Source organism: Spirochaetota bacterium (assembly GCA_040756435.1).
In the GTDB taxonomy this organism is placed as follows: Bacteria; Spirochaetota; UBA4802; order UBA4802; family UB4802; genus UBA4802.
In genome coordinates, this window is record JBFLZD010000018.1 from 1 (window position 1) to 25,205 (window position 25,205).

Here is a 25,205-nt window from a genome sequence, read left to right on the forward strand (position 1 = left end):
AGGCTAAATCATCTACTGTGGATGGCCTACGTTCAATGGTTGACAGTATCATTTCTTTTAATGGTAACTTTAACTCAAGTAACCGGTACTCAGGTGTGCCGGGGATATCCACGGGGACTGGAGCAAATACTACAGCATACTGTTCCAGCGTTTCCATGGAAGCCCTTTTTACCCACTCTTCTGTTCCCGGCCTGTCAAGATAGTTAAGCTGTATTCGGTGCGGATTTATACTGTGTGTAACTTTTGCCAGAGCTTCTAATTCTGACGGTGAGTCGTTAATACCCGGCACAATAAAAATTTCAAGTATCAAGAGCCCTTTAAATTCTCTTCTAAACAGGGCAATCCCTTCAATGATTTTTTGCAATGACAGTTGCTTATGCGGTCTGCATATTTTGTTAAACGCATGCTCTGTAGCAGCATCCAGTGAAGGAATAACAATATCAGCATTATACAGCCGTTTTCGTACTTCACGTTTCCACAGCAGGGTTCCATTGGTAAGCACAGCAATTTTGTAGCGATAGTTACTTTTTAAATGATCTATGATGGTGCCAATACCACTGTGTAAAGTAGGCTCACCCGAGCCTGAAAAGGTGATTACATCCAATGCGGGATTGGTGCACAGTAGCGTATCTAACTCTTTTATGACTTCCGCAGTTGGCACATACTCTTGTATTTCATCAGTAAGCACGGTGGTTTTTCCACACTCACAGTACACACAGTTGAGTGTGCATGTTTTATGTGGCACAAGGTCAACACCAAGCGATACCCCTAACCTTCGCGACTGCACTGGCCCAAAGCAATACTGTAGTGATTTTTCATCCATAGTGATATTAATTGTAGCACGGAAGATGGTGCTTGCCAATGTTACTGAAGTTCTGATTATTTTTTTATGGGCGATAGTTACTGGTATAATTATTTCTTTGCCAGATTTATTCTTCACCAACAACTTTCATCCAACCCTTTTTTTTGCACATGCAGCTATAAAAATATTGTGTTTCACATAAAAATTTTCTTTTTCCTGTGAAATTTTGATTTACCATTATCCACTCTACTTTGTTAATTCCTCAGCAATCATTTCAGCCTGCTTAATCACCGTTTCAGTAGCCAGTTCCTGCATATCCGGAGGATAGCCGTATTTCTTTAAAGTCCTTTTTACAATTACCCTTAATTTGGCTCTCACGCTTTCTTTTATGGTCCAGTCTATGGATGTGTTTTGTTTTACCTTTTCATATATCACAACAGCCAGTTCCCGTAACTGCTCTTTTTGCATTAATTCCCTCGCACTTTTATTATCTGCTATTGCTGTATAGAAAGCATACTCATATTCAGATAACCCCATTTCTTCAGCTTCTTTGTCCATTTTCTTTATATCTTTGCTTAGCTGGATTAGTTCTTCGATCACCTCCACTGCAGTAATAACCTTGTTATGATATTTCTTAATTGAATCTTCCAGCATTTCCATTAATGTTCGGCTTTGAACCAGATTTTTTTTCATTCTGGCTTTTATCTCATCATTGAGAAGCTTTTTTAGAACCTCTAAGGCGATATTTTTGTGTTCCATATTTTTTACTTCTAACAAAAAGTCTTCTGATAACACAGAAATATCTGGTTTTTTAATCCCTGCTGCATCAAAGATATCTATAACTTTGTCAGTTACGAGGGCTTTATCAATTACTTGTCTTATTGCAGTTTCTATTTCTTCATCGGTCTTGCCCGTACCAGTGCTATCAAATTTCACAAGTCTTGCTTTTACAGCCTGAAAGAAGGCTACTTCGTCTTTAATAGCCATGGCCTGTTCATGTGGAATAGCTATTGAAAAAGCTTTTGATAAAGCCGTAACTTCATCAATATATCGTTTCCGGCCATTCTCAAGGCCGAGTATATGTTCCTCTGCGGCAAGAATTATGGATAGTTTAGCAGAAGTATCAGCAGTAAAGTATTTTTTATAATTAAATCCATAAAACATCTGGGATACGATCTCCAATTTTTGGAGCATAAGTTCTACTGCCTGCTCTTGCAGAACTGCAGGATCGCCTTTTCCGCCACTATCGGAATAGAATGATAAGGCTTCTTTAAGGTCTGAGGCAATTCCAAGGTAATCCACAATCAACCCGCCTGGTTTGTCTTTGTAAACCCTATTTACCCTGGCAATTGCCTGCATAAGGGTATGTCCTTTCATTGGTTTATCAAGATACATGGTGTGCAAACAGGGCACATCAAATCCTGTAAGCCACATATCACAAACAATCACCAATTTTAATTCATCTTCTGGGTTTTTCATCCTTTCTGAAAGGATATATCTCTGCTCCTTAGTCGTATGGTGTTTTGCAATCTCTGGTCCGTCGGAAGATGCTGAGGTCATTACTACTTTAATTGTACCTCTTTTAAGATCATCGCTATGCCAGTTTGGTCTTAACTTAATAATTTCATCGTATAAGCGAGCAGCAATTTGCCTTGTCATTGTTACTATCATTGCCTTGCCTTCAAAAACTTCCTGGCGTTGTTCAAAATGCGTGACAATGTCTTTTGCTATTTTACTTATGCGGTCTTTACTTCCAATCAATGCTTCAAGCTGTGTCCATTTAGCCTTTGCTTTTTGGGTTTCTGATAGATCTTCCTTTTCCAGTTCTTCGTCAAGTTCTTTAATCAGCTTCTTACCTTCATCGCTAAGTTCAATCTTTGCCAATCTGCTTTCGTAATAAATTTTGACAGTTGCCCCATCTTCCTGTGCCTGAGCTATGTCGTAAATGTCAACATAGTTGCCAAAAACAGCAGGTGTATTCTTGTCTTCTTTTTCAATAGGTGTGCCAGTAAAACCAATATAGGTTGCATTGGGTAGGGCATCGCGAAGATACTTGGCAAAACCATACACAACCTTTTTGCCTGTTATTTTACCCTGTTCATCCTTTGCGTCTATTGTTTTTGCTTTAAAGCCATACTGTGTGCGGTGTGCTTCATCAACTATAACGATGACATTTCTTTTATCTGTCAATGTTGGATAAATATTTCCTTCATCGGGCTGAAATTTCTGTATAGTTGTAAATATCACGCCACCTGAGGAAACACTTAAAAGTTTCTTCAAATGCTCTCTATCCTGAGCCTGAACAGGTTCTTGCCTGAGTAGCTGCTTTGATGATGCAAAGGTATCAAACAACTGGTCATCAAGGTCGTTTCTGTCTGTAATTACAACTATCGTTGGATTATCCATAGCAAGGATAATCTTTCCAGCAAAAAATACCATCGATAGCGATTTCCCAGCCCCCTGAGTGTGCCAGATTACACCAGCTTTTTTATCCCCCGAAGGTTGACTATTGACATCTGCCAACCCATAACTTTCTGGAGCTTCAGCTACCATTAAAGGCAAGGTTTTATTAATCGCATTCCTTGCAAATCCTGATGCTCGCAGGGTTGATTCCACAGCCCGATTTACGGCATAGTATTGGTGATAGGCAGCAAGTTTTTTAATGGTTAGAATTGATGTTAACCCGCTCTCTTTATCTACTTTTTTAGATTTTTCAAATACGATGAAATGGCGCACCAGATCAAGCAAAGTGAACCTATTCAGCATTGCTTTAATAATGATTTCCAGTTGACTCAACCGTTGAGGTAACTCTTTTTTAAGATCTGGAGACTTCCATGTGCTGAATCGTCCGAAATCTGCAGATAGGGAACCTGCTTTTGCCTCAAGGCCATCAGAAATAACATTGATCTCGTTATAGGTAAAAAGACTCGGAATAGCCTGTTTATATGTTTGAATCTGGCGAAAGGCAGATTGCAATGTGGCATTCTCATCAGCAGGATTTTTTAATTCCATAACAACCAGAGGCAGGCCATTCACAAAAAGGATGACATCCGCGCGTTTGTTTATGTTGTTTTCGATAACAGTAAATTGGTTGGCAACGATGAATTCGTTGTTTTCTGGATTCTTAAAATCAACCAGCCAGACCAGATCCCCTCTTTCACTACCATCTTTTCTGTAGCTAACCGTAATACCTTCTGTGAGCATACGGTGAAAGGTTTCGTTGTTAGCGATAAGTTCCGGAGAGTTCAGCCGCAGTAATTGTTTGATGGCATCCTCTCTGGCATCTTCAGGAATGGTTGGGTTGATACGGGCGATAGATTGCCTCAAACGGTTTAATAATAGAACCTCTTCAAAGGATTGTCTCTCTGGTGTTTTGCTATCGGGGTCAATATCAGGAGCGTAAATATGCTGATAACCCAATTGTTGCAGTAATTCGATAGCAAATTCTTCAATGGCAGATTCGGTGATTTTAGTCATCATAGTTTACATCACCATCTTTATAATCTTCTTGTTCTTCTGAAAAATCATATTTTATTCTCTCCGCTTCACGAGCATATGAATTAGCAATTTCTTTTAGTGATGAAGCAAAGCGTATTAGTCCAAGTTCTTCAATTTCTTCAGCTCTTTTTCTCCAAAAACCTGCAAGTTCTTTTTCAGGGTTTCCTGATGGATCAACAGTATGAACTCCGCGTGAATTGAAAACTTCCAGCATAAAACCTTTTCTTACATGTTCATTGTCCATTTCATCAAGCAATTCAGCAACAGATTTATGTATCCATAGACCACTTGGATCGGAATCGGCATAGAAAAGAACCTTGCCCAAATGTTCCATTGCTATCTCATAATGACCTGATTCAATAGTTTTTCTTTTAACTACATCAAACCATTTTTTTAAATCATCACCTGAAAATGAACCATCATCCATTTTGCCTGGAGGTCGTTTCCATTCCTGAAGTAGTTTCCATGCATTTAATGCAATATTTTTCCTTGTTTTGACGTCAGGTTCTTTTTCATTTGTTTGGTTTTTCGAGTGATTGACTAATTGAATAACCTCAATAAAAAATTCTGGTTTTTGCGATAAATATTTTTCAAGCAGTTTGGGTTTAGCATTATTATATTCATTTAATAATGGTAGATATGCCCATTCAATCTTGAATAATTCATCCTCATTAATTTCTGGATCATCTTGAAGCATTTTAATAACTTCAGTTAAATGGTAAGCAACCATTGCACCAATAGGTTCTTCAGATGAAATTCCAGAAATAAGGGCTTTAATTGCCTCCTCCTTTAAAAATTCTTTTTTTGTAAAATAATGAGCATAGATACATTCTATGGCTAAACGAGGACGACCGTATTTTAATAAACTTTCTATAGCAGGAAGCAAGCTACTTTGAGTAGGAAAAGGATTAACAATAATTTTTCTCCAATATTCTCCTATATTTTCACCCAAAAGCTTTTCTGCTTTTTCCCATATTTCCTTTTCAAATGGCAAATTAAAAAGTAATTCACATTTCTGTTCTGTTGACCATTTTTCAGCATTTAAACTTTCAATCCAGTTAATTCCCTTTAATTGATAACGAACCCAGATATATCCACTGATGAACTGTTTTTTATATTGCTCTTTTGAATCCAAAAAAGAGGGAAGTAGTTCTTTATCGTTTTCTTCATTTGCAAGATGGGCAAATGCATTTCCAACTTTCATAGGGTTTTCAACACTTTTTGCAAAACTAATAACTGAATCAAATTGCTTAATTTCATAGATTTGTTTTATAGCCTCAATTCTTTGGTTTAAAATTTTTTCCTGCCACATACGCCAATCTATATTCACATTAAAAAACTCATTATCTCTATTGGAAAATAAATGTCTGTATAAATATTCAGGGTCTGATGGTTTAATTTTATCTGCTGTTTGTTCCAACAAATCAACTGTATTAGAAGGCAATGCCCACTTTGCATCTGAAAAACGACGATGTTTTTTTACAAACAACATTAGCGTTTCCCAGATAGGTTGTTTTTGTGCATCTGGTAATTTTATAATCTCATCCGATGAAAGATAAACAAGGAATTCTCTAAATGAGGGTTGTGGAATGTTATCCATATTTTCAACAAGTTCAGTGATACGGTTTATATTTCCTTTAGCCATTTCAACTGCAATTGTAGAATATTGCTTAACCTGAACCCAATATTCTTTTTTGGGAACTTCATTTTTCCAGTTTTCAGGTATAAAATCTCTAAATAAGGGTTTACGACTTCCCATTGAAATCTGATGCTGATTTGGAAGCAATCTAATAACAGTTTTCCATGCAATATCAGGATAATTTTTTTGAATACCTTTTAGTGCAGCAATTCTCTTTTTAATTGGAGCTGTAGTTTGAGGGAACCATGGAAGAAGAATAGTAATAATAGAATTTGCAGGGCGATTGGCATAACTACCACCTGGATCATGTGTTGCCAGTTCAGCTAATAGTAGAATAGCTCTTGCAAGATGATCTTCGCTCCATGCCAATGTTTCCAGCGCCCAATAAAGACCTGTCAAGTAATTTGTTCCAAAGACACCACCCCGCCCTTCCTGATGAAAAAGTTCATCAAATGAGCAAGGCGTTTTCTTTAGAGTTTTTTCAACTGCATTGAGAAATTCATTGGGATTTGCTTCTGCAAGAATTGGCAAAAGTTCATTTAAACTTGCCCATAATTTCCAATCAGCTTTATCAAAAAGTTCCCTTATTATAAGAATAACCGTTTCGTCAGGTTTATGTAATGTACAGTTTTTAAGTTTTGCCCCATGAACACCTAAAAATGCAAGGGTCTCAGCTAAACCTTTACGCAGTTCTTGCGAATATTTTGGTTTTTTACCATAAATTGCTGCTGCAAATCTATCTTCAGGTTTTAAATCAAATTGAGGATGGACTTCTGATAATACTTTTAAGGCTATTTCTTTTATAGAATCAAGATGACTATCATAAAAAAATGAAGCATATCTTAATAGAATAGATACTTTATCTTTAACAAGCCAATGGCCATTGTGCAGAAAAAAAACTTCCTCGTTGTATTTATTTATTTCTCGAATATTATTTATCCATTCTTTAGAATCCACTTGTCAACTCCTTAATGATTTTATTATCACCAGTAGAATTTTCATCCCATCCTCCTAAAATAGAGGCAATAAATAAAGAATTCTCATGTCCTGGTTTTATATGATCAAATTTAGGTTTTACAAATTCTTGAGGTATTTCTGGGAAACTTTTTTCTGCTTCTGTAATTGCTGCCTGAAGAAGTGATTCAACATCAGGTATAGCAAATAAAACAGAAAATACCCATATAGCAATTTGACGAATATCTTTTAATGTTTTTTCTGCTGGAACACCTGCATTAGAACCATGATATTGTTCGTTTCTTTGGTCATGAAACCAAATGATTTCATCTTTTCCTTTATATATAGGTAATCTTCTTGTTGTTAATTCAGAGATGAAAAAATCAATCTTTGTGTGATAGTTTTTTAACCATTCATCTACTTTTTTACTCTCATATGAGCGATTTCCACGCTGGATAGGATTTAAAGTTAAATATGTAGTAATTGATACTTCAATTGAATTATCAAAACTGATAAGTGATAATCTTTTATCGTAATCTGTCCCTTTCTGGTAGTGTATTTCAGCATGATATAAAATTTCGAATGGTTTCATCATCCAAGGTTTTAAATTTTTTAATGCATCTTTATTCATATTCTACCCTCACTTCCCCGCTCATCAATTTTGGCAAAAGGGTATCGCGCAGTTTCTCGAGCGTGCGGATATGAATTTTATTTTGCAATATTTTATTGAATATGGGATTAATGACTTCATTAAAATGGTCTATCTGTTCATCTTCAGGAAAATTAAAAGTTAAATATTTTATACTTGAACTAGCATGTAATATTACTGAACCTGAAGCATGAGAATTAATTAGTTCCTGAATATCTTTGGAGTTAAAAAGCAAATATTTTAAACCTAAATTATCATATATTTTATTTTTTGAGTATATTTTTCTGATTCCTGAAGAATAAGCACCATTTAAACCAAAGGTTATTCTTCCCACAGTTCCGTCAAAAGACATAAGCAAATCTGTTTCATTACAAACTTTCAAAGCTAATTCTTTTTTTATAAAAATATTCCCATTAGAATCAAACATATCACCAACTCTGATAAATCTAATAACGCCTGACTCCTCATAGTCTAAATAATTGTTACTTCCTGGTTCAAAACCCTTTTCAAATAAATAAATTTCTTCTAAAGGCTTCTCCTCCCATCCTTCAGGCAACCCGTCCTTGCACGGTTCCACAAACCACTGTCTGAAAAGTGTTTCTGCCATAGCTTCCAGCGTTTTGTTCTGGCGGTGGAGAAGGTCTATTTTGTCGTCTAAACTGGAAAGCACAGAGGCAATGGCGCGCTGTTCGGGGAGAGGGGGGAGTAAAAAAGGATGATTTTCTACTACATCTATTTGAACTCTTTGTCTTCCAGAACTTCCTGTCATTGATAAAATTGCAACATCTCTAAAATCTGGTGACATTGCGAAATAATAAAGAAAATTTTTGTCACTCAAGTCTTTTTTTTCTCTTAAAACGATGAATTCAGTTGAACCGAATCCTACTTCGTTATCATCAAGAATATCAACAAAGGCTGTTTTCCCATTTTCCAAGCATGGAGTAATACGAGCAACGAGTGTATCTCCATTTCTAAATTTCATACCACCATTATATTCTTCAATCGAGTAACATGAGATTTTTTTCGTAAATGGGATCAGGGTATCCATCATTACTTTTTTTGCTTTTACACCTTTGGGAAGACTCTCTGTTGGATTAACTATAGCAATTTCCTTAAGAGTACATTCCTTCCACTCACTCATTGCAAACCTCACCGTTTTTAACAAGAGTTTTTGATAGAGCACTTTTTGTTCGGCCAAATACTATCGAGTAGCCTATGACATATTGATACGGGCCATTCTGATCAGTAAAATCTTTCAGTTTTTTAATATCAATTTCTGTATTATTATCCCACCATGTTTTGAACTCAATGATCAAGACATTTGCATCATTGCTACCGCGACGGTGAAGTATAATATCTGGATAAGTTCCTTGCTCGAAATTCACAGTGCGTTTAGGATTTGCATGATTCTTATTGTATTCAAAATCCAAATGATAAGCTGCAAACTCAGTCTCATCGAGTATTTGTTGAAAGTAAATACTAAAACGATTGACAATGGAACGCTCATGTACTTTGTTTTCAATCAAATAAATGTCTTTTTCATAGACTAAATCCAGTGCAGTTTCAATGGCGGATTTGAGTTGTAATATTTGGTTTTCTTGTAATTTCATTCCATTTCCCCTATTTCAAATTATTCATTATCGCCATTATCTGAATATCCATCTAGGGTCAGGTACCTTGCCCACGAGAATATCGCGAGCTGTATCAATACGGCGTTTGGTTTCGTTGTCTAACATGGTGACTCCTTTTCCTATTTTTCTTTTCTGGTAGGTGCCTTATCATAATCACCCTGTGGTTCATAATGCCAGAAATTTATCGGATTTTTTGGATCAAATGTATAAAGACCTCTTTTGTTTTCCAAAGAAACTCCGAGTTTTTTATTTTTACATTCATTATTAAAATACTCAAGAAGTTTGCATCTATATTTTTCACGATTACTTAATTTATACTCCTTATTACAAAAAAGAAGTGGCTGTCGAGAATCTATATAACTTTGATAACAGTCAAAATTATTACGAGAAAAAACTGCCATTCCTGAGAACAAATCTGCAATCTGAATTGGATATTCATCATGTGATTTTTTCTCTTTAAAATCTTCAATACTATAATAGGAATCGGTAAAAAAAGATCCAAATATAGTATTAACTAATTCCTGTTTTTTGCCTTTATTGTCTAAACACTTGCTTATTGTATCCCAGTCGATTCCATTTTTTTCATCCGGGAATATTAACCATCTGCTTCCTCGAGGTCTTTGTTTTATTGCATGATTAAGTAGATGAAAAAACATTCTTTCGTAGTTAGCCATATCATCTCTTCCTTTGACATTGTGGCGACTATCCTGAGTATCCCATACTATAGTATCAACTCTTAAATCGAAAGTTAAAATATTATTTAAAACAAAATCAATAAGCTTTTCAGCACAAAAATAGTATTTAGCATCTTTTAATTTTTGCCATTTAAACTCCTTAATACCAGATTCTAACATAATAGATCTAATTGAGTTACAGAATTCTTTATATTTTGATTTCTTAAATGAAAAAGCGGATAAACTTCTATACCTCGAGTCTGTTATATAACTTTCGTCAGTAAACATGATATATTCTGTTGTGATATAATCATGTTGTTTAACTTCAGCGTTTAGCATACACCCCTCCCTTTATAAAAATCTGTATCCCGGAGAGATTTTACTCGATAACCAACCGAAATAATAACATCAAGGTTATAAAAAGCTATTTCACTTTCTACCTTTCTTTTTTCTTCTTGTTGAACTATCCGGAATTTCCAGATAGTTGAAAAAGTTTCAAGTCCTTCTCCCTTGCAGATGTTTTGGATATGTTCATTTATGGTTCTCACATCTTTATCAAAGAGTTCACCCATCTGTTTTTGGGAAAGCCAGACCGTTTCATCTTCAAGTCTAACTTCCACACAGAGACCATCTTTTTTATCGTATGGTTTTAAATCAACAAACATAGCATTACTTATGTCAATAAAAGGTGGCGATATATCAGTTATTTTAATGACCTTAGCATGTCGATTATTTTCAATAAAATTCTGACTACTAAATGCAAAATCCGGCATTATTTCAGCAACATCCCCCAATTTAACTTCCTTCCACTCACTCATCACACCCCACCCCCTGGCCTCAGGTCCAGATCCAGAACCGTTAGTCTTTTTCCGCCCATGTCGCTGTCCAGCGAGCCGTTGCACTCGTGGCAGCAGTATATCGTCTTGAGGTATTTCTTCTCCAGCAGTGGGGGGATGATGTCCTGTATTTTAGCGTCGGGATGCATCTCCTTATAAAAGTGGTACAGCCCTTTAGTGCCTTTCTTTGAATTGCAGCTTTTGCATGCCCATATCTGGTTGTGGATGCCTTGGATGCGGTCGCAGGCGGGGCAGCGTTCGTTTATGCTCAGGGAGCGGGGCACGATGTGCTCCCAGCTCAGGTTCTCCTTGCTTCCGCAGTAAATGCATTTCTTTTCCGCTTCCATGAGCTGCTTGTCTTCGCGCAGTATTTCCGACCACTTCTTCTCATCGTTCTTCAACTGCTGGAAGGTCTTTTTGATGAAACCGTAGGAGTGCTTTTTTGCCCCGGGGCCAAGGGCGCTTCTGGCGATTATCTTGGCATACTGATAGTATATCAGGTCGCGTATCGTGCACACTTCACGGTCAGGCATGGTATCCCTCCAGTTTTGCCAGCATTTTAAGTGACACAATATCCCTATTGAATAGCATTGCAACACCCTGTTCGGTGAAGGCGTATGGAAGGTAACGGCGGCCACCCCAACTTGAGGTCACAAATTGTGATCTCAAATTTGAAGAACCACTTGCTGTCGCAAGTTGCGATTTCAAGACAACCAATTCATCATCTGTAAGTTGTAAACAAATCATTAAAACATCCTTATATATTCCTCAAAAACAAAAACCCTATTTCTTTGATATCCCGTGGATTCAATCAGTATTTTATTTTCTACAAAAGCATTAACAAGATTATTAGCAGCCTTTGGTGAAAGAGTGATCATCTCTTGCACTTCCTTTACGGTTACAACAGGTTTTTTGAAAAGATGATGCAAGAATTCCATCGCCTGCTTTGATCTTTTGCCCATCGTTAAAATTTTGTGTTTTTCTATGTCTTCCTTTAACTTGATTATTTTTTGCAAAGTTGTTGCAGCATTTTCAGAAGTTAAAGCCACTCCGTTTAAAAAGAATTTTATCCATTGTCCCAGATCATTTTTTGTTCTAACAAAAGTTAGGTTATCATAATAAAGTGTCTTGTTTTTTTCAAAATATTCTGACAAATACAACAGAGGTTTTTCCAGTAAACCATTTGCTACAAGATATAGGGTAATCAGTAAACGACCTATTCTTCCATTCCCATCAAGAAAGGGGTGTATGGTTTCAAACTGATAGTGAGCAATGGCAATTTTTACTAAGTGTGGGATTTTTAATTCATTATTATTAAGAAACTTTTCAAAATCAGAAAGTAGTTCTGGTAATTCTGTATGCGCTGGCGGAATAAATACTGCGTCAGCTATGGTAGCTCCGCCAATCCAGTTTTGCGATTTTCTAAATTCCCCAGGAGCTTTATGTTCGCCTCTACCACTTGAAAGTAAGATCCAATGAGTATCCCTGATTAATCTGTTTGAGAGAGGCAATTTTTTGAGGTTCTCTATGGCATTATTCATAGCCTTAACATAATTGTTTACCTCCTTCCAGTCGTCTCGTTTTTCAGGGTCTATATCTTTTTCTTCGTTTAGAGCCTCTTCAATATTTGTTCTTGTCCCCTCAATGCGACTTGATACTACTGCCTCTTTAAAAATATGCATTTTTATAAACATATCTGTATCTGGCACCAGGCGTGAAAAAGAGTTCAATTCCCCCAGCTTTAAAGAGGCTTTTTCCAAAAGTTCATTTATGGTTTCATCTGTCCAGACAAAAGGGTGATTTATCTTTTCAGGTAAAAAATATGAATATTCATAACCCTTTTTATATATACCTGCTTTGAAATCCTTAATATCCATTTTAGCCCCCAAAGTAAATTAAAATTTTCCTTATTTTACTTTCCCGCTCTAAAGTAAAATAAGAAAATCCATATTTTACTTTCACTGCAGTTTCACCTTTTTTAAGTTTTCAAGAATAAGCTGGTTTAGTCTTGCCTCTTCCTTTAACTGCTCTTCAAACTCAGCTTTTAGTTTGGTAAATCGCTCATTAAATTCAAAGTCATCTTCATCATCGGGAAGTCCCACATAGCGACCCGGGGTAAGCACATAATCCAGTTCACGCACCCGTTCAATGTTGACAGAACAGCAGAAACCTTTGATGTCCTGGTATTTTCCATTGGGATTGCGCCAGTTGTGGTAGGTAGAAGCAATCTTTTCAATGTCTTCTTTTGAAAATTCACGGGTTCTGCGATTGATGAGGTGTCCAAGGTTTCGGGCATCAATAAACAATATCTCATCCCTTCTGTTTCTGAACTTTCCGTTTGCCTTATTCCTGCTCACAAACCAGAGGCAGGCAGGAATCTGTGTATTCAGAAATAACTTTGGCGGAAGGTTAACAATGCAATCAACCAGACGGGCTTCTATGAGTGCCTTTCTTATTTCTCCTTCGCCAGATGATTTAGAAGTAAGCGACCCTTTTGCCAGAACAAAACCAGCAACACCACTCGGTGCAAGGTGATAAATGAAGTGTTGTATCCAGGCATAGTTAGCATTGCCGGTCGGAGGAACCCCATATTGCCATCTTGCATCCTTTCTTAATAGCTCACCACCCCAGTCGCTGTCGTTGAACGGTGGATTGGCAATAACAAAATCAGCCTTCAGGTCTTTATGGGCGTCGTTCAAAAAAGAGCCTTCGCTGTTCCATAAAACCTGCGAACTATCAATACCACGAATGGCAAGATTCATTTTACAAAGTCGCCAGGTGGTCTGGTTGCTCTCTTGTCCATAAATAGAAATATCGTTAATTCTACCCTGATGACTCATAACAAATTTTTCCGACTGAACAAACATTCCACCAGAGCCGCAGCATGGGTCAAAGACTCTACCACTAAAAGGTTCAAGCATCTCTACCAGAAGCTCAACAACACTTTTGGGCGTATAGAACTGACCCCCCTTTTTCCCTTCTGCAAGGGCAAATTGACCAAGGAAATACTCAAAAACATGCCCCAGAATATCTGCACTTCTTGCTTTTGCATCTTTAAGGGCAATGTTACCAATTAAATCTATTAAACCACCAAGACTTGTTGGATCAAGATTACCCCGTGCATAAACCTTTGGTAAAACTCCTCTAAGCGAAGGATTTTCTCTCTCGATCGCATCCATTGCGTCATCAACTACCTTGCCAATATCTGGCTGTTTTGCTTTTGATTGAAGATATGACCATCGGGCTACCGGCGGAACAAAAAAGACATTTTCTGCTTTATATTCGTCCCTGTCCTCTGGATCAGCTCCGGCATACTCTCCTTCGCCCTTCAGCAATTTTTCATACAGACTTTCAAATGAATCGGAAATGTATTTAAGGAAAATAAGCCCTAAAACTATATGTTTATACTCGGCAGCGTCAATATTCTTTCTGAGTTTGTCGGCTGCTTTCCAAAGTTGCGTTTCAAGAGGTTCTATTTGCTGATTATTTTTCTTTGCCATTTAGATCTCCTTTCTTGTTATTACAATATGTCTCAAATATGCATCAAAAGCCTTATATGCCTGGTCTTCAAGTTCAAGACGATCCACCAGAAATAATACACGGCGAGCATTGCCTGTCCTTAAAAACAATTTTATCAGGGCAGCAGCAACAAGGGTTTTACCGGTACCCGTTGCCATTTCAAAAAGAAACCTGTCCTTACCATCTTTTACAGCATTTTGAATAGATTTCACAGCCCGCAATTGATAATTTCTCAGGAAACGCAATTTATTCTCTATAATAAATCCCTGTCTGGTTTCCTCATTTTTATAGGATGGATCATTTTTATAATCAGGTTTTTGCGTCAGGACAATATAGTCGTCATTGACAATTTCTTCTACAAGACGGTTCTTATCGGGTTTGAAATCAGTATACCCTCTGACAGTTTCAGGAGAAGGAAATTTGCTTATGATATGTGGGTTCCCTCTTTCTAAATCCCAGAAGTAATGTATATTTCCATTGGTAAGTATAACAAAACGACAATTCAAAGCAAGAGCATATTTACGTGCCTGTTCTTTACCAAAAAGTGGATTTTTATCCTGGGACTTAGCTTCTAGGACAACCAGTGGATAGCCTGCCTCATCCAGAAGGAGAAAATCCACATAGCCATTAGTAGTATGTTCAAAATCTTCACCAAACTCGTTAAGCTTTTGTTTTGTTATCTTAACATTATTTTCTAATAAGATATTAGCTTTGCCTTCTTCAGTGTCAAAAAACCTCCAACCTGCCTCTTCCAGCAATTTATTTATTTTTATTCTTGCTTTTGCTTCTTTTTCTGGCATCACAAAGATCTTTTAAAGTATATCATAATTGATTTCATTTATAATTTTTAGTCTTATCATTTGTACATAGAAACAATTTTTCACATATTTGCAATTTTTATTTTATTCAAAATAAAATTTTATTACATTTTTATTTTTTCAAGTCTTTTTTGAAATTTGTAGAAATTACAAGTTTCTAAACCTCTTATCACAAAATTTTTACTTGCCTGTTTATATGCTTTGACGCCATAATGGTATCCCACACATAATAACACAAAGGAAATTAATCATGAGTGATATTGTTATAAAGAAAAGCTATGAAGAAATAAATGCAAAGATAAAAAAAGGTGATGTAGTTGTTGTCACTGCCGAAGAAATGGCAGGCATAGTAAAATCTGAAGGATACAAGCAAGCCTTCAAAAAAGTTGACGTGGTGACTACTGGAACCTTTGGTACCATGTGTTCCTCCGGTGCATTTATCAATTTTGGTCATACCCGTCCCAAGATTAAAGCCTCAAAGGTATGGCTCAACGATGTAGAGGCGTATGCAGGCCTTGCTGTAGTGGATATTTACATTGGTGCAACTCAGGTGCAGGACGATGACCCACTCAACAAAGTACATCCAGGACGCTTTAAATATGGTGGTGGACATGTTATTGAGGATTTAATTGCCGGTAAACCCGTCAAGCTTAAAGCAAAAAGCTACGGTACCGACTGCTATCCTTTACGTGAATACGAAGCAACAGTAACCATACATGACCTTCGTGATGCATTTTTATACAATCCACGCAATGCCTATCAAAACTATAACTGTGCTGTCAACCAGTCCAAAAAAACCATATACACCTACATGGGGATACTGCGCCCCAATATGGGAAATGCAACCTACTCAAGTGCCGGGCAGCTAAGCCCTCTGCTCAATGATCCGTATTACTGGACAATTGGCGTTGGCACCAAAATTTTTTTAGGCGGTACTGTTGGTGCTGTAACATGGCGCGGTACTCAGCATGACCCCAATGCACCGCGTGGCGATAATGGTGTGGTACGCTCAGGTGCAGGAACCATTGCTGTAACCGGCGATATGAAGCAGATGTCGGCACAATTTATTAAAGGAGCATCGATTACCGGGTATGGTTGCTCGCTTATGGTTGGGTTGGGTATTCCCATTCCAATTTTAAACGAGGACTTAGCATTCTTTACCGGTGTTTCCGATGACCAGATCTTTTGCCAGGTTGTAGATTACGGCTATGACTACCCCAATGCAATAGGACGCGTCATTGCCGAGGTTAGTTATGCACAGCTAAAATCAGGGTTTATTGAAATTGGTGGCAAACGTATCCCCACTGCACCACTTTCAAGCTATCCCATGGCAAAAAAGATTGCCACAATACTTAAAGATTGGATAACAGGCAATCAGTTTACTCTGGGTCAGCCACAAATACTACTGCCATCGGTACCCTATGACAAACGTCATGAGTAACACATTGCCCTACAGAACGCTTTCCACACGTTTTACCACCTTTGAGGTGCGTGTTGAAACAACCAATCTTTATATATGCACCCATTCAAATGTATATGATAGGGCGATAGTTCTGGTTAAAAGCTTACGGGAAGATATTGAGCGCTATAGTGAAAAACACCCACAGTTTCTTCATGCTCTGACCCCGCTTGAGCCTGAATTTGGAGCGCCTGAGGTTGTTCAACGAATGTGCAAAGCTTCTTTGATGGCAGAAGTTGGTCCCATGGCAGCAGTCGCGGGAGCTATCGCCCAGATGGTGGGGGAAGATTTGCTGCACTACAGCTCTGAGGTCATTGTGGAAAACGGCGGTGATATATGGGCGTATGTGCGTGAACCTGCAACAATCAGTGTGTTTGCGGGGCGCTCAGCATTTTCAAAAAATTTAGGCATTGCTCTGACCCCTGGCATGACACCCTGTGGCATCTGTTCGTCATCAGGGAGGTTTGGGCGCTCATTTAGTTTTGGCAAAGCCGATATTGCAACAATCATTGCCACTGATGCAGCACTGGCAGATGCGGTTGCAACCGCAACCTGTAACTTAGTACAAAGCGATAGTGACTGTACAAACGCTGTATCGTTTGCAACCAGCATATCTGGTGTAAAAAGCGCACTGGTGATATACTGGAATACGATGGCAGTCAAAGGTTGCATTGAACTTACTGAAATTGAATAAACGAGGTTTACCATGGAATCACGAAATGTACTGTTAATATTTAATCAGCACATTATGTACAAACCAATCATATACCGTATTGCAAAAGATTTTAATGTGATATTCAATGTGCTTGAAGCAAAAATATTGCCCAAACAGGAAGGAAGGCTTATATTGCAGCTATCGGGCCAAACACAGGATCTGGATACATGCATAACCTACCTTAAAAATGAGGAAGTGGTTGTTGACATCCTTGCCGATAAAATCCAGCGTGACGAAGACCGCTGCGTGCACTGTGGCGCCTGTACCGCTGTGTGCCGCACCGATGCTCTTGTCATAAACCGTGATACCATGATGGTAGAATTTCATCCCGATCGGTGTGTAGCATGCGGTTTATGCAAACTGGCCTGCCCCGTCAAGGCAATGAGCGGCATCTCCATTGATGTGGATTCAGAGGAATTAGCATTAAAATCGTAATAGATGCTCTACACAACCTACTGCGACAGCCAGCTAAAAAATGACAAATCTGACCATATATCCTTGCTAACCTTTGGCTTTGCCGGTTTAGCTGGATCAGACGGTTTTGCCGGTTGAGGCGGTTTAGTGGTAAGAATCTGCCTGCTTGGGCGTGGAGCATTTACCGTACCTGTTATTTTTTCTTTTGGATTCCAGAAAACAAGCTTGCCATTGGTATCAAAACACAAAAGCCCCTGCACCGGCCCCAGCCAGTTTCCGGATTCTACTGACCATGCATTATTGTTTATAATAAATGCAATACAATTAATATCCGTATCATAGATGAACTTGCCGGGTTCAATCCATCCAACATGATCACAATCTTTGTCAAACAATGGAAATAACATTTAGCAATCCTCCTTAATTATTTTATTTGTAATATTGAAATATTTTATTTTTTTTACATGGGAACCGTATGGATAAAATCAACACATTGAATTAAATATTGCAATTAAAAAATTATATAAAATGTAAAAAATAATCATTTTAGGATTATCATCCCTTTTGGGTTATAAAAACGTAGCTATAAAAATTAAAAAAATTTTTTTTACATATTTTTTTCACCAAAATTTCCAAATGCCACCTTGACGATTTTCGTTTTTATTAGTATTTTATATACAGAAATTAGCACTCATTAAAATAGAGTGCTAACAATAAAAACCTTATATTCATAGGAGGTGTGCTATGAAATGGGGGTTAACAAAACGCAATGAAAGCAAATTAAATCCTTTTGAAGCTTTTGAACGAGATGTTAAAAGGATTTTTGACGATTTCTTTACATTGGAACCAGTAGATCTTTTTGATTCTGCATGGGTACCATCAATAGACGTTGAAGAAGATGAAAAATCCATTCATGTACGTGCTGAAATTCCCGGAATTGATGAAAAGGACCTCAATGTAACTCTTGAAGACAATGTACTGACCATCAGTGGCGAAAAGAAAGAAGAACGTAAAGAAGAAAACAAACGGTATGTACTTGCAGAACGCCGATTTGGTTCATTCAAACGCAGCATTGCATTACCTGCTGAAGTAAAGGCTGATAATGTTAAAGCTTCATTCAAAAATGGTGTTTTGACTGTTGACTTTGAAAAGAAGGAAGTGTCACAGCCCAAACGCATAACTATCAATGTAAAATAACAGGAGGTGGACTATGTTCACAACGTATGATCTTCTTGATGACGTTTTAGCACTCAGGGACATGGTGGATCGCTTCTTTGATGAAGTTTCCACCACCCGTCGACGCGTGGAATTCCCTTATATCAACGTCTATGAAAAAGATGATGATATCATTATACGGGCGATAGCTCCGGGAGTTTCATCCAGCGATGTTACTGTGCAACTTGCTGATAATACAGTAACTATCGAAATGAACCGTAAGGAAGATTATGCTGACAAACCGTATTTGCGCAAAGAACGCGAGTTTGGCAGTTATAAGAAATCTATTAAGTTGCCATACTATGTGGATCCTGACAAGGTTGAAGCATCAATGAACAATGGTATTTTGACCATTAAGCTGACCAAACATGAGTCAGTAAAACCACGCAAGATAACCATTAACTAAAAGGAGGTGATAGTTATGGCAACCCAGGTAGCAAAACGCACTGATAGAAATCTTGATAAGAAGGATTATTGCTTGGTGCCTCCGGTTGATATCTATGAAACCGACAATGAATATGTCCTCAAAGCAGATATGCCCGGGGTCCCAAAGGAAAATATTGAAATAACCTTCAATAACAATGAACTGGAAATCAACGGTAAGATTGATGAAGCATATACCGCAAGCGACAACCTGACATACCGTGAATTTACACTGTGCAATTACAACCGTAAGTTCCTGGTTTCTGACAAGATTAATGTTGAAGGTATTACTGCTACACTTGAAAACGGTGTACTCACTGTTACATTACCTAAACGTGAAGAAGCAAAACCAAAGAAGATTGAAATAAAAGCTGAATAATATTTTGCCCCATCTTAACATACGATGGGGCATTTTTTTTATTCTGTAATCGTTATAGTGAATTCTTTTGTTTTTACTGGTTTTGGATTTTTATCAAATGGACGTACATAATCAAACACAACAGTAGCTTTACCGGCTTTAACAGCCTTAAAGGTGAATATTTCTTTATCTATTCCTCCAACGGTTTGCCCCTCACACGTCTGCACTTTATAATCACTGTTAATAAGCACTCCAGGATTTTCCTTAATGGCAAATCGCCATCGGTACCCTGTACTCAATTGTGATTCAATTTCAATTGTGACACAGCCATTGTTTTTGATAATAATTTCCTGGCCTGCATACTTCTGTGCATCTACATTTGTGCAGGTATTATTCATTAGCTTTGAACAACTTATTCCTGATGATAGTAGTATACATAATACCAGCATCGTGCATATATGTAATTTCATAAAAACCCTCCATGAATTTTCATTATTATTCTTTATCAAGGACAACCCATGCTGCCCCATAACCAATGTTATTGCATCCATATTCTATCCACATGTAGCCTTTTTCACCCCAACGCTCACCCCAGGAATTTTTTATCCTGTAAGCCTTTTTACTATCATCCCAACCTACAATAATTATTCCATGATTGACATCTTTGGGGCTGCTCACCGGTGTAAATTCATCAAATATACCACCTACATAGGCCTGAAAAGCAGGGGTAACCTTTACTGTGGCTGCTATTGGTCCATAAGTGCTTAATGCCTTTTTCATCTCATCAACTGAAGGGATCCCGCCATCTTTGCGGACATACCCCCAGGCTATAAGCTTTACAGGTATCTGTTTTTTGGGAGTGCACCCATATTCATAACCTCTATAAGGGGCAATCTTTTCCTCAACAGGATAGTTGGTCATCATAAAATCAAATACATTGCCATACCAGCCACCATTACAGCTACCTGCATCCCGCCCATATTTATCACGAGCACAATCAATCATGTATTGTTCTGAAAGGTCAATATCAGCTTTTTTATTTATTTTATAACAACCTTCCACCACACCCATTGCAGTAAACGACCAGCAGCTACCACACAGTCCCTGATCTTTAACAGCTGTCATCATTCCCAGCGCAAACCAGTCAAGCACGGGTTTGGATGGGTCAGCTAACATAAAAGACTGGGGCAATGTTTCCTCAGGTTTTACCGGGGTAACTTCTTCAGGTTTTTCTTCTTTTTTTACTTCTTCTTTAGGCTTTACAGGCTCTTTTTTCTCAGGTTGTAATTCAGCCTGGCGTTTTGCAGCCTGGGCTTCGGCCAACCGTTGTAAAAATTCAAGGAATAACTGGAACCCCCTACTTGTCTGTATTTCAGCTTCTTTTTCCAGATCCTTTGGTGGTATGGTACCTGTAATTTCCTCAATCTGGCGCTTTAACGCTTCGGTCATATCCACCTTGAATTTCAAATTACGCTCTTTTATATCTTTGCGTATGGCTTCTAATTGCTGTTTTACTTCAGTAATACTTTTTTTATTCTTTATTCTTTGAGCTTCAACATCAGTTTTAAATGAGCTTTTCATCTTTGACTGAGAAAAAGCAATTGGAGCGATGGCCACACACATCATAATGCAAATGATAAAATACTTTTTCATATACTTTCTCCCATTTGTTTTATTAATTTTTATAAATAATCGAATAGAGTATGTACCGCCATTGGCTTCCTTTAAAATATACTTATTATAAAATATCTTTATTGATACCTGAAAATTTCTACTAATGTACAGTATTTTATGGTAATTGTCCAATCTTTTTTAATTTTACAGCAATCAAAATCTCAACTGCTTAATAGCCCGTTAATACAAACAAACAAAATTACATTGCAAAATTATAACAAATTGTTACAATGTGAAAAATATTTAATATTTGATTTACTATAACCGATAAAAAAGTGTAATAGCATAATTACTAAGCATATAGTGCATAATATCATAAGAGGGTATTAACTATGAAATCAACAAGATTTTTACTGTACGCTATCGTTGCCATTTTAGCAGTTACCTTTAGTCTTGTAGCAATTGCTCAACAGCAAGCTCCTAAGGAAGAACCAAAGAAAGAAGGTATAAAAGAAGAAGTAACTGGATGGCGGATAAAAGATTTCAAACCGTATGTAAAGGCAATTCAGGAACTGGAAAAACTCAGCAAAGAATATTCAGACAATCTTTTAAAACTGGCAATTGATGAATATTCAACTGGTATAGATATACTTGAAGATATGGAAAATGATGTCAATAAGCTCATTGAAACAAATCAGAAGAATAAGAATCTTCAGGAACAGTGGTACTGGCAGGAAATTGACCGCCGTGAACAGGAAAAACGTCAGATTGCAATGATGAAATTTGAAGCAAAAACAAAAGCAGTAACTTACTTTACCAGAGCTATCAACCACATGGATGAAATAACCTTTGAAGAAGTACGAAAAGACCCCAAGTTTGTCAATTTCCAGATACGATTGTACCAGGCATATGTTTCAACCCAGTACGACCTGTATAATCTGAAACCATGTATTCCAATTTTGGAGCGTTACATTGAAATTAATGACCAGACCAAAAATGATGTATGGGCATATAAGTATCTGTCAAGCTGTTATGGATACATGGAAGGTGTGCTGCTTAAATACAAGCAGGGAACAGAACAGGAACAACTACAGTACAAGCAGAAAAAGAACATGTATATGCTGAGAGCAGCTGAACTGCAGTATGGTATTGATTCACCACAGTATAAACACTTACGTGAGATAGTATCCAAAGACGAAAAGAAGAGTGAAAAAATCAACGAGTTCAAATAAGTATACTCATTCCTGCTGCCACTGGCAGCGGGAAATGTTTCAATATAACATAAAACCCCGTAACAATGCGGGGTTTTATTTTTCCATCACCTTGAATCCAGTAAACAGCTTGTATTCCAATCCATTATAGGTTAGTTTAACCTCAATGACCCTGCCAGGGTAAACAAATAGTATGACGGGTTTTGGTTGCCGTATATTGTTGTCCCGTATATACTGCTCTGAATTTTCATCTAAACGCCAGCGTTCAATCACGATTTCATGATACTGTCCGGATGAAAGATTAAGTTGAATTATCGATTGATTAATTGCAAGTACAGGCTCTGTACGACCATAATCCTGTCCATTACAGTATATTTTATAAAAAACCCTGGAAGCTTTTTCATCGGTTGGAAGATCATTGATTGTAAGCTCTACCGTATAATCGCTGCTTACAGCAAACTGTACGTTGTTACTATAGCGATATACTACCTTCTTTTCTTTAATATCGATAACTTCAGTATCATTGTCATCGGTTACAAAGACTATGCGGTCATCCACGTGCCCTTTCAATGACGGCTTCCCGGTGAAATATAATGGCAATATAAAATCATTGTACACAAGAGTATTATCGTTTTTTAGGATAACCATGCTGTCTTTTAAAATTAAAATATCACCAACCCCCTTAACCTGCTCCACCAGGCCTGTATTCACATCAGCCCTGTACAGTATGCTATCACTTTCATGAATACAGATATATATGGCACCTGATTCAAAAGCAATGCGTTTAATTTGTATACTTTCAGAATTTGTGGCAATAGGAAATTGAATTATGTTTTTATCCTGTAGAGTATAAGCTCCCGCAACTATCTCTTTTTCATTTTTAGCAACAAACAGTATTGCAGTATCCCTGACGTAATAATCAAGAACAACGCCTTGAACGGGTAAAGCCACTGAAGGCTCAATATATAATGTCCCATTAATTAAGGTTGGGAATGCAGTGCCTATCGCCAGGCTATAAAAGGAAAACTGAAATAACAAAAAGAATAGTATACACCAGAAAGCAATTCTATACACGTGATAACCGGTTTTTGAAATCATTATATATCTTTAAACCAAGCTTATTCTGCTCGTCAATTATTTCTTGCAATATTGCTGGAGTGGTTAAAGGATTTATGGTGATAGCCCTGAGAACTACAATTCGCTGATCGCGATAGCGTGTTGACTCCAGCATGGTTCGAGAAACAAAGCTGTTATCTTCCTGACGGATTGCACGGTGAAGCTCTATGGTCATTTCATTGATAATATCATTTAGCTTTTTTAGGCGCCTGCGCAATTTTGCTGCTTTCTCTTCATCTGCAGTTTGGATTGCACTCATTATGCGCTCAAGTTTTATCCGTATACTCTGTGGTACAAACCTATAGTTAGTGATAAATAATTCCGGATTATTGAGCAACTCAAAGTTTTCATGCTTTATAATGAGTTCTTTCAAGGTATTAGTAAGCATGAATGCATGTTCAAAGAGCACCTCAAAACCTGCCGTGCCAAATATCTTAAGCGTTACCCAGGGCTTTAAGCATGAAAATGGTCGTGAACCTTCCACAGTAAACCTTCCCTGGTCAACTGAATCCGGGCGAATAATGTAATTGGATGTATGCATAATGTTGGTAAGGTCATAGGGATTTTTAAACAAAATCAGTCCCATGGACAACGGTGAATACAATAGCTTGTGGGCATCAAATGTAACCGAATCAGCCTTTTCTATCCCTTTGAATAAATCGCGGTATTTGTTAACCAGAAGTACTGATCCACCCCACGCCGCATCAACATGGAAGAAGATATTGTATTCATCAGCAATTTTTCTTAAAGTATACAGGTCATCTATATTGCCTGTCTCAGTTGTGCCAGCAATGCCAATCAATGCAATGACTTTGATTGCATCAGCATGGGTGCTGTTATACTCAGCTATTGCTTTTAACTCACGTCGCAATGCATTAATATCTATCTTATTATTGCTATCAACTGGTATTTTAATTACGTTATTGTCACCAATGCCGGTAATACGAGCAACCTTATCAATTGAATAATGACCACGCTGCGAAACTATATATACTGCTTTGTGTATATGATAATACCTGAATGCTTCAGCCACACCTGCTTTGCGTATGCCAGGAAAACGTTCATCAGCAGGGAACGCTTTGTTGCGTGCCACAAGCATTGCGGTAAGGTTTGCCAGTGTGCCATCAAGGGTTACATTTCCCAGTGCAATCCTGTGATTCTGAATATTTCGTTTATAAAATGACGCTGGCTTTTGAAAAATAAGCCTGTGTATCCAGGAAATAAATTCGCGCTCTACAAATGTTGACGCTTTTGCTGTTTCTATCTTTACCTGGTTTTGATTGAGTGCAGCAATGATCATCTCAAGCAAAATCATAAAATAGGGAATAGCACTTGTCATGTGCCCAATGTAATAAGGATTGCCAACCTTCACCGAGTGTTTGATAACCTTTTGTTTAATTTCAAGAAGTATATCTTTTAAAAGCTTTGGATCACGGGGAATATCAATATTATTAAACAAGCATGCCAGTTCCGGTAATGATATCTCACTGTGAATACCACCCTTTTCCTTGAAAAAAGAATGGATAAGGTCAAGAAGCTCATACCCAAACTGCATAAACTTATCAGGTGAATCGGGCATGATGAATAGCTTGCGCAGATGCTCTAAATCGGTGGGTATCTTACCAGGAGTATGATCTATTGTGGGCTCAGCCAATCTCAT

Annotated in this window: 22 protein-coding genes and 3 pseudogenes; 7 read left to right on the forward strand and 18 right to left on the reverse strand. The window is 37.6% G+C overall.

The window, feature by feature from the left end; genetic code table 11:
• The 13 genes and pseudogenes from AB1444_06730 to AB1444_06790 all read right to left on the reverse strand — a co-directional run.
• On the reverse strand, nt 1–940 hold a 940-nt coding region (locus tag AB1444_06730; GenBank protein MEW6526345.1), incomplete at its 3' end, for a radical SAM protein.
• A gap of 108 nt (nt 941–1,048) precedes the next feature.
• Nucleotides 1,049–4,279, reverse strand: a complete 3,231-nt coding sequence (locus AB1444_06735) for a type I restriction endonuclease subunit R (GenBank protein ID MEW6526346.1) — start codon at nt 4,277–4,279, stop codon at nt 1,049–1,051.
• Nucleotides 4,272–6,896: a hypothetical protein gene (locus AB1444_06740; protein ID MEW6526347.1), complete on the reverse strand. Its 2,625-nt coding sequence runs from the start codon at nt 6,894–6,896 to the stop codon at nt 4,272–4,274. The genes AB1444_06735 and AB1444_06740 overlap by 8 nt, the downstream gene beginning before the upstream one ends.
• Entirely contained in the window at nt 6,886–7,524 is a 639-nt protein-coding gene (locus AB1444_06745) for a hypothetical protein (protein ID MEW6526348.1), read from the reverse strand. Before AB1444_06745 ends, AB1444_06740 begins: the two co-directional genes overlap by 11 nt.
• Complete coding sequence (locus AB1444_06750; GenBank protein ID MEW6526349.1) at nt 7,517–8,683, reverse strand: restriction endonuclease subunit S; 1,167 nt, start codon at nt 8,681–8,683, stop codon at nt 7,517–7,519. The genes AB1444_06745 and AB1444_06750 overlap by 8 nt, the downstream gene beginning before the upstream one ends.
• Nucleotides 8,676–9,152 carry a hypothetical protein gene (locus AB1444_06755; protein ID MEW6526350.1) on the reverse strand — a complete coding sequence of 159 codons (477 nt, stop codon included), beginning with the start codon at nt 9,150–9,152 and terminating at the stop codon, nt 8,676–8,678. The genes AB1444_06750 and AB1444_06755 overlap by 8 nt, the downstream gene beginning before the upstream one ends.
• Before the next feature lie 140 nt (nt 9,153–9,292).
• A complete protein-coding gene (locus AB1444_06760) occupies nt 9,293–10,186 on the reverse strand; it encodes a DUF3800 domain-containing protein (GenBank protein MEW6526351.1) in 894 nt (297 codons plus the stop codon).
• A 17-nt stretch (nt 10,187–10,203) separates the two neighbouring features.
• Nucleotides 10,204–10,524 (reverse strand): annotated as a pseudogene (rhuM, locus tag AB1444_06765) (RhuM family protein).
• A 140-nt stretch (nt 10,525–10,664) separates the two neighbouring features.
• On the reverse strand, nt 10,665–11,216 hold the full coding sequence (locus AB1444_06770) for an HNH endonuclease (protein MEW6526352.1): 552 nt from the start codon (nt 11,214–11,216) through the stop codon (nt 10,665–10,667).
• Between the two features lie 52 nt (nt 11,217–11,268).
• A pseudogene (locus AB1444_06775) lies at nt 11,269–11,430 on the reverse strand (ORF6N domain-containing protein).
• A complete protein-coding gene (locus tag AB1444_06780) occupies nt 11,430–12,560 on the reverse strand; it encodes a Fic family protein (protein MEW6526353.1) in 1,131 nt (376 codons plus the stop codon). Before AB1444_06780 ends, AB1444_06775 begins: the two are co-directional and overlap by 1 nt.
• Nucleotides 12,561–12,641: 81 nt before the next feature.
• A complete protein-coding gene (locus tag AB1444_06785) occupies nt 12,642–14,183 on the reverse strand; it encodes a class I SAM-dependent DNA methyltransferase (GenBank protein MEW6526354.1) in 1,542 nt (513 codons plus the stop codon).
• A 27-nt stretch (nt 14,184–14,210) separates the two neighbouring features.
• Nucleotides 14,211–15,002 (reverse strand): annotated as a pseudogene (locus tag AB1444_06790) (DEAD/DEAH box helicase family protein).
• 268 nt (nt 15,003–15,270) lie between these two features.
• Here AB1444_06790 and AB1444_06795 point away from each other — a divergent pair.
• Genes AB1444_06795 through AB1444_06805 form a run of 3 tightly spaced genes read left to right on the forward strand, consistent with a single transcriptional unit; the run spans nt 15,271 to nt 17,629 of the window.
• Nucleotides 15,271–16,461 carry a homocysteine biosynthesis protein gene (locus tag AB1444_06795; protein MEW6526355.1) on the forward strand — a complete coding sequence of 397 codons (1,191 nt, stop codon included), beginning with the start codon at nt 15,271–15,273 and terminating at the stop codon, nt 16,459–16,461.
• A complete protein-coding gene (locus AB1444_06800; GenBank protein MEW6526356.1) occupies nt 16,442–17,173 on the forward strand; it encodes a UPF0280 family protein in 732 nt (243 codons plus the stop codon). The genes AB1444_06795 and AB1444_06800 overlap by 20 nt, the downstream gene beginning before the upstream one ends.
• A 12-nt stretch (nt 17,174–17,185) precedes the next feature.
• A complete protein-coding gene (locus AB1444_06805) occupies nt 17,186–17,629 on the forward strand; it encodes a 4Fe-4S binding protein (GenBank protein ID MEW6526357.1) in 444 nt (147 codons plus the stop codon).
• A gap of 17 nt (nt 17,630–17,646) precedes the next feature.
• On the opposite strand, the gene AB1444_06810 is transcribed toward AB1444_06805, so the two are convergent.
• Nucleotides 17,647–18,015 carry a 4-fold beta flower protein gene (locus tag AB1444_06810; GenBank protein MEW6526358.1) on the reverse strand — a complete coding sequence of 123 codons (369 nt, stop codon included), beginning with the start codon at nt 18,013–18,015 and terminating at the stop codon, nt 17,647–17,649.
• A 337-nt stretch (nt 18,016–18,352) separates the two neighbouring features.
• Between AB1444_06810 and AB1444_06815 the strand changes: the two genes are divergently transcribed.
• From AB1444_06815 to AB1444_06825, 3 genes are read left to right on the forward strand one after another with little or no spacing between them, the layout of a single operon-like run.
• Complete coding sequence (locus AB1444_06815) at nt 18,353–18,805, forward strand: Hsp20/alpha crystallin family protein (GenBank protein MEW6526359.1); 453 nt, start codon at nt 18,353–18,355, stop codon at nt 18,803–18,805.
• A gap of 13 nt (nt 18,806–18,818) precedes the next feature.
• Nucleotides 18,819–19,229: an Hsp20/alpha crystallin family protein gene (locus AB1444_06820; protein ID MEW6526360.1), complete on the forward strand. Its 411-nt coding sequence runs from the start codon at nt 18,819–18,821 to the stop codon at nt 19,227–19,229.
• Nucleotides 19,230–19,244: 15 nt separating this feature from the next.
• Nucleotides 19,245–19,625 (forward strand): Hsp20/alpha crystallin family protein, encoded by a 381-nt coding sequence (locus AB1444_06825; protein MEW6526361.1) that lies wholly within the window; start codon nt 19,245–19,247, stop codon nt 19,623–19,625.
• Between the two features lie 38 nt (nt 19,626–19,663).
• Here AB1444_06825 and AB1444_06830 read toward each other — a convergent pair whose 3' ends face one another.
• Both AB1444_06830 and AB1444_06835 read right to left on the reverse strand, forming a co-directional pair.
• Nucleotides 19,664–20,074 (reverse strand): protease inhibitor I42 family protein, encoded by a 411-nt coding sequence (locus AB1444_06830; protein MEW6526362.1) that lies wholly within the window; start codon nt 20,072–20,074, stop codon nt 19,664–19,666.
• Between the two features lie 25 nt (nt 20,075–20,099).
• The gene (locus tag AB1444_06835; GenBank protein ID MEW6526363.1) at nt 20,100–21,257 is read right to left on the reverse strand and encodes a C1 family peptidase; all 1,158 of its coding nucleotides are present in this window, start codon (nt 21,255–21,257) and stop codon (nt 20,100–20,102) included.
• A 353-nt stretch (nt 21,258–21,610) separates the two neighbouring features.
• Between AB1444_06835 and AB1444_06840 the strand changes: the two genes are divergently transcribed.
• The gene (locus tag AB1444_06840) at nt 21,611–22,450 is read left to right on the forward strand and encodes a hypothetical protein (GenBank protein ID MEW6526364.1); all 840 of its coding nucleotides are present in this window, start codon (nt 21,611–21,613) and stop codon (nt 22,448–22,450) included.
• A 75-nt stretch (nt 22,451–22,525) separates the two neighbouring features.
• On the opposite strand, the gene AB1444_06845 is transcribed toward AB1444_06840, so the two are convergent.
• The gene (locus tag AB1444_06845; GenBank protein MEW6526365.1) at nt 22,526–23,527 is read right to left on the reverse strand and encodes a hypothetical protein; all 1,002 of its coding nucleotides are present in this window, start codon (nt 23,525–23,527) and stop codon (nt 22,526–22,528) included.
• Complete coding sequence (locus AB1444_06850) at nt 23,496–25,205, reverse strand: pyridoxal-dependent decarboxylase (GenBank protein ID MEW6526366.1); 1,710 nt, start codon at nt 25,203–25,205, stop codon at nt 23,496–23,498. The genes AB1444_06845 and AB1444_06850 overlap by 32 nt, the downstream gene beginning before the upstream one ends.